The organism is Mesorhizobium sp. M4A.F.Ca.ET.020.02.1.1, assembly GCF_004022645.1.
GTDB lineage: Bacteria > Pseudomonadota > Alphaproteobacteria > Rhizobiales > Rhizobiaceae > Mesorhizobium.
The window spans coordinates 1-5,972 of the sequence record NZ_RZOI01000369.1 but is presented as its reverse complement, the minus strand read 5'-3'; the positions used below and the strand labels follow the sequence as shown (position 1 = coordinate 5,972).

6 protein-coding genes are annotated in these 5,972 nt (G+C 63.5%); 1 reads left to right on the top strand and 5 read right to left on the bottom strand.

Going from position 1 to position 5,972, the window contains the following annotated elements:
* From EN742_RS21355 to EN742_RS21345, 3 genes are all read right to left on the bottom strand, one after another.
* On the bottom strand, positions 1 to 617 hold a 617-nt coding region (locus EN742_RS21355; protein ID WP_148670181.1), incomplete at its 3' end, for an outer membrane protein.
* A 91-nt stretch (positions 618 to 708) separates the two neighbouring features.
* On the bottom strand, positions 709 to 921 hold the full coding sequence (locus EN742_RS21350; RefSeq protein ID WP_126054334.1) for a hypothetical protein: 213 nt from the start codon (positions 919 to 921) through the stop codon (positions 709 to 711).
* Positions 922 to 974: 53 nt separating this feature from the next.
* Positions 975 to 1,820, bottom strand: a complete 846-nt coding sequence (locus EN742_RS21345) for an alpha/beta hydrolase (protein WP_128333239.1) — start codon at positions 1,818 to 1,820, stop codon at positions 975 to 977.
* A 148-nt stretch (positions 1,821 to 1,968) separates the two neighbouring features.
* Here EN742_RS21345 and ade point away from each other — a divergent pair, with 148 nt between their 5' ends.
* Positions 1,969 to 3,786 (top strand): adenine deaminase, encoded by a 1,818-nt coding sequence (gene ade / locus EN742_RS21340; protein ID WP_127400350.1) that lies wholly within the window; start codon positions 1,969 to 1,971, stop codon positions 3,784 to 3,786.
* An 18-nt stretch (positions 3,787 to 3,804) separates the two neighbouring features.
* Here the strand turns inward: ade and EN742_RS21335 are convergent, their stop codons facing one another.
* Together EN742_RS21335 and EN742_RS21330 are read right to left on the bottom strand one after the other, a co-directional pair.
* Positions 3,805 to 4,962 (bottom strand): alpha/beta hydrolase, encoded by a 1,158-nt coding sequence (locus tag EN742_RS21335; protein WP_189347741.1) that lies wholly within the window; start codon positions 4,960 to 4,962, stop codon positions 3,805 to 3,807.
* Between the two features lie 132 nt (positions 4,963 to 5,094).
* On the bottom strand, positions 5,095 to 5,972 hold an 878-nt coding region (locus tag EN742_RS21330), incomplete at its 5' end, for an alpha/beta hydrolase (protein WP_128333238.1).

Below are 5,972 nucleotides of genomic sequence, written 5' to 3'. Positions count from 1 at the left end.
GTGTGGAGCTTGACGTCCTGATCGCGGTCGTCCGGAATGTCGAAATGTTCCGAACGGAAATCGTAGTACCGGTATTGGGCGCCAACGACGAATTTGTCCGTGAGGGCAAAGTCGACGCCGGCACCGAGCGTCCAGCCGACATCTGTCCGCGTGTCTGCAACGCCATTGCGTGACGCTTCGATGCCGGCAAAGGCGATGCCGCCGATGCCGTAGACCAACACGCGGTCCATGGCGTAGCCGGCCTTGGCGTCGACGGAGCCGAACCATTTTATCTCGGCGCCGGCAGAATCTCCGAGACCGAGGTCCGCCGCGCCGTTGACCGAGGAATAGTTGAGGTCGGCCTGGGCGCCGAGAACCGCCTGGTCGAACTGCCAGAGGCCGGCGACGTGGCCGCCGATGAACCCGCCATTGAGATCCGGCGAGGCGGAAAACGGCGCGCCACCGGTCGAACTCATGTCGGAGCTTCCCCAGCCGTAGCCGCCCTGCAGGCCGGCATAGTAGCCAGTCCAGTCGAACCCCGGGGCGGTCATTGGCAGATCGGCGCCCAAGTCCGCCGCCTGGGCCGACCCGGACAGCAGCGCAAGTAAACCGGCACTGGCGAGCGTCAATCTACGCATCGAGTTCTCCGAAATGGCGGTTTCGAAAGACTCCCTGGTACAACCTAGCCTTATTCGCCGCAAAACGGAATTGGCTTCATTCAACAACGGTTTACGCCGGCGGGTCGCGCACCCGATCCTCCAGGTCGCGCTGTTTTTCGAGAGGCGACGCCAGACGGTTGAAGGCGAACTTGGCCAGCACGGAGCCGGCGATGAAAATCAGGATAGGCGCGGCCCATGTCCAGAACGAATGCGAGGTAAAGAATGCCAGTCCGGCAAGGCCGGCCGTCACTGCGAAGATTGCGAACCTGATCGTCCCTGCCATTTTCCGCCAATCCGAATGATCGTCAGCGACCGACGAACATTCCGGCTCGCTGGCTATTTGGCGTCGATGAAATCCAGCGCCGCCTTGCTGTATTCGTCCGGCGCCTGGAGCATGGCGAAATGGCTGGCGTTGGGCAGGATGATCAGCTTCGCACCAGGAATGACCGAGGCCATGTATTCGGTGTGCTCGCGTTTGATCGCCTCGTCATGGTCGCCGGCGACGATCGCCGTCGGCGTGGTAATCTTGCCGAGTTGTTCCTTGGTCCACGCCGGCTCGCTCTCCCACATGTGGCTGATCTGGGCCACGAAGGCGTCATACTGGTCCGGTGTCTTCGACATCTTCTTGTAGTCGAGCCCAGAGCGCTCGATGTAGGCCGCAAAGGTCTTGTTGGTCATCACGCCCGGATCGACGCCATCGGTGGTGACATTCGCCGCCTGCGCAAAGAGCCTTGTCAGAGGATGATGCAGCGCGATGTCGATACCGATAATGCCGCCATCGCTCCAGCCGACAAGCGCGGTCTTGTCGATCTTCAGGTAGTCGAGCAGCGCCAGATAGTCCGACGCCATCAGGTCGTAGCCATAGGGCTGCTCCGTGCGGGTGGAGCGGCCATGGCCGCGGCTGTCAGCGACAATGACCTTGTGCGTTTTGGCAAGCGTCGCCACCTGGCTCGCCCAGATGTCGGCGTGGCCAAGGCCGCCATGGATGAGCAGCACCGGGTCGCCCGCGCCGAACACAGTATAGTACATCTGGATGCCGTTGACCGGCGCATAGCCGCTTTGCTCGGGCTTGGGCATCGCCGCAGGTTCCGGCAAGGTCTGCCAGCGTTCCTCGGCGGATACAGACCCGGTTGATGCGAGGAGCAGAATGGCGGCGGCAAATGCTTTCCAGAAACGGGTCATCATTCCCCTCTTAGGTTGAGGCCGGATGAGCAGCATCGCCTTTTGCGTGAAATAGTCAACAATTGCGGTCTGCTGCAGGACCCCATGCAGACGGCTCTGGTTCCTTGCTCCGACTTTTGCCAGACTGGCGGCAGCAGAGGACTTGCCGATGACAAATGCCAAAACCGCCAACGCCGCAAAGCCCAAACCCTGGGCGGAAGTGGCGACGCATCTCGTCGATGTCGCGATGGGGCGCAAACCCGCCGATCTCGTCATCCGCAACGGCCGTTGGGTGAATGTTCATTCAGGCGAGATCGTCGCTGGCACCGACATCGCCATCGCCGGCGGGCGCTTCGCCTATTGCGGGCCGAATGCCGGCCACGCCATCGGGCTAGGCACCAAGGTGGTTGATGCCGGTGGGCGCTATCTGGTGCCCGGCCTTTGCGACGCGCACATGCATGTCGAGAGCGGCATGGTGACGGTGACCGAGTTCTGCCGTGCCGTGATTCCGCACGGCACCACCTCGATGTTCATCGACCCGCACGAGATCGCAAATGTGCTGGGCCTGGCCGGCGTGCGGCTGATGCATGACGAGGCCGTCGCCATGCCGATCAACGTGCATGTGCAGATGCCGTCCTGCGTGCCTTCGGCGCCTGGGCTGGAACATGCCGGCGCCGAGCTGACGGTCGCCGATGTCGCCGAGGCGATGACCTGGGAGAACATCATCGGGCTCGGCGAAGTAATGAATTTCCCGGGCGTCGCCGCCAACGACCCTGTCATGTCGGGCGAGATCGCCGCCACGGTGAAGGCCGGCAAGACGGTCGGCGGGCACTATGCCTCGCGTGACCTCGGCCTGCCGTTCCACGGCTATGTCGCCGGCGGTCCGGAGGACGATCATGAAGGCACACGAGCCGAAGATGCGATCGCGCGGGTGCGCCAGGGTATGAAGGCGATGTTGAGACTGGGCTCGGCCTGGTATGACGTCGCTTCGCAGATCAAGGCGGTGACGGAGAGCGGGCTCGACCCGCGCAACTTCATGCTGTGCACCGACGACAGCCATTCCGGCACGCTGGTCCATGAAGGCCATATGGACCGGGTGGTCCGCCACGCCATCGGCCAGGGTTTGAAGCCGGTGACGGCGATCCAGATGGCGACGCTCAATACCGCGCAGCATTTCAGACTGGAGCGCGAGATCGGCTCGATCGCGCCGGGGCGGCTTGCCGACCTGCTGATTGTCTCCGATCTGGCGGCAATGACCATCGACGAGGTCTATGCTCGCGGCGTCAGGCTGGCCAAGGGCGGCAAGCTCGACATCGACATCCCGGCCTACGACTATCCGAAGACAGCGAAGAACACGGTCAAGCTCGGCAGGAAGCTCAAGGCCGGCGATTTCGACGTGGCGGCGCCGAAGGGCGCCAACGAGGTGCGCGTGCGCGTCATCGGCGTGATCGAGAACCAGGCGCCGACGCGCGCGCTGGAGGCCGACCTGCCGGTCGAGGACGGGCTGGTCGGCATGGACCGTCGCAACGATGTGTGCCAGATCGCGCTGGTTGAGCGCCACCGCGGCACCGGCGGTGTCACCAATGCCTTCGTCTCCGGTTTCGGCTACATGGAGGACTGCGCGATGGCGTCGAGCGTGGCGCATGACGCCCACCACATCATCGCCGTCGGCACCAGCAAGCGGGATATGGCGCTGGCCGTCAACCGGCTGGGTCAGGTCGGCGGCGGCGTCGTGCTGTTCTCAAAGGGCAAGGAACTGGCGCTGGTTGAGATGCCGATCGCCGGGCTGATGTCGGACGAGCGTGCCGAGATCGTCGCGGCCAAGGCCGAGCAGTTAACGGAGGCGATGCGCAAGATGGGCTGTTCGCTGAACAATGCCTACATGCAGCACTCGCTGCTGGCGCTGGTGGTCATCCCCGAACTAAGGATTTCCGATGTCGGCCTGATCGACGTGACGACGTTCCAGAAAGTCGACCTGTTTCTCTGATCGACCGACGCGCTTTGCCTATCCGCCAGTGGCGATGGTCAGCACCTTGAACGGCGTGGTGATGACCACTTCGGCGACCGATCCCACGGCCTTTCCAATGCCTTGGCCGATATTGTCAAACTCGGCCGAGTTGGGTTCGTTCGATCGCAGGGCAGCTGGTGTACGCAGTCGGTCGCCGAGCAGTTGCACCAGCATCGGATTGTCCGCGAACTTGGCATGGTTCAAACGGTCGCCGCCCTTGGTGTTGGTCAGATCCGCCACGACCACGCCATAGCTGGCAAGGTCGGCGGCATTGCCGTAGTCGCCGACGCGCGGCTTGTCGCCGGAAATCAGGGAAGACAGCTTCAGCGCGCGGTCGTCTCCCGAAAGCAGGATGGCGAAGGGCTTGTCGGGCTTGCCGTAGCGGATCATCTGCTTCTTGAAGACGTCGACGTCGATGTCCGGCGAGGCCAGGATGACATAGCCGATCTTGCCGCCGAGATCGCGGTCGCCGGTGATGGCGAGCTGGCGCAGCGCCTCCATCGTCAGCCACGTTCCCATCGAATGGGCGATGATATCGATGCTCTTGACGTGGGTCTTGGCCAGCATCCGCAGCGTCGCCTCGAGGTCGTCGCGCGCGGCTGTGGAGCTGTCCTTGTCGTAGATATAGCCGGTCGTCTTGCCGCTCGACGCCCAGGAAAACAGCACCGGCGTGCCTGGATATTTCGTGTCGTGCGCGATCTGGGTCAGCCGGAAGACGCCATCGTCGAAGCCGTTGTTGAAGCCGTGCACGAAGACCAAAGCGCGGTCGCCGCTTATGGCGATGTTGGCGCCGACGGCCTTGGCGAATTGCTGCTGGTCCCCATAGTGAACGACCTCGGTGGCGGTGAACTGCTTGGCCGGGTTGCTGTCGGCCGAACCCTTGGCGCGTTCGATGGCGCCGACCTGGTGCACCTTGGGGACGGTGACGTCGACGCGGGCGTAGCTGGTGGTCAGCGAGCGGTCTCCGTCGAACACCTGCCTTGGGTCTTTCGTCGCCTGCTGGCGGGTGGTGGCGACGAAGATCTCGTGCGTCGCGGCAATGTCGGAACCCGGCACCGTAACCGTCGTCTTGTTGAGCAGGTCATGCGTATTCGGGCCGGCGCAGCCCGCAACGAGCAGTGCCAAGGCAGCGACGAGAATAGTGTTCGAACGCACGATCACGCGGCTCTCGCGAAGCACGACGTCGATCCCGCGACGTCAATTGATATTTCGATAAGGCCGCAGCACGGCCGGGTCCAGTTCAAAATTGACGGATGGTGGGCAATCCTGATCGGATACGGCCTACCCTTACTGTCCGAGTTGGCTGATGCGGTCGGTTACAGCCTGATCACTGGCGAAGCCGTCATCCTCGCGCAGCCGCTGGCCAATCATCTTAACCAGCACCGGATTGTCGGCGAACTTGGTGTGGTTGAAGCTGTCCGATCCCTTGGCACTGGAGAGGTCGACGACCGTCACGCCATAGGTGGCGAGGTCGGCCGCGTCCTTGTAGTCGCCGACGCGCGGGCGCGAGCCGGCGATCAGGCCGGAAAGCCGCAGCGCGCGGTCGTCGTCGGACAGGAGCAGGATGAAGGGCTTGTCCGGCTTGCCGTAGCGGCGCATCTGACTCTTGAAGACATCCACGTCGATGTCGGGAGAGGCCAACACCACGTCGCCCAGCTTGCCGCCGAGGTCGCGGTCGCCGGTGATGGCGAGCTGGCGCAGCGTTTCCATGGTCACCCAGGTTCCCATCGAATGAGCGACGATGTCGATGCGCCGCGCGCCGGTCTGGGCGAGCATGCGCAGCGTCACCTCAAGCTGGTCGCGTGCGGCGCTGGCGCTTTCCTTATCGTAGACATAGTCGGTGGTCTTGGCGCCCGAGGCCCAGGAGAACAGCACCGGCGTGCCCGGGTAGCCGGAATCGTGGACGATCTGCGTCAGGCGATAGACCGCGTCGTCGAAGCCGGTGTTGTAGCCGTGGACGAAGACCATGACACGGCCGCCGCGCGCTGCAATGTCGGCGTTGAGCGCGCTGGAGAATTTGGGCTGCGTGTCGTAGCCGACCAGCTCGGAGGCCATGAAATATTTGGTGGGATCGTCCGACTTGCCGCGCGAGCGTCGCTCGATCTGGCCCGTCTCGTGGACCGGCGGAACCGTGACGTTGACGCGGGCGTAGTTCAGCGTCGCCG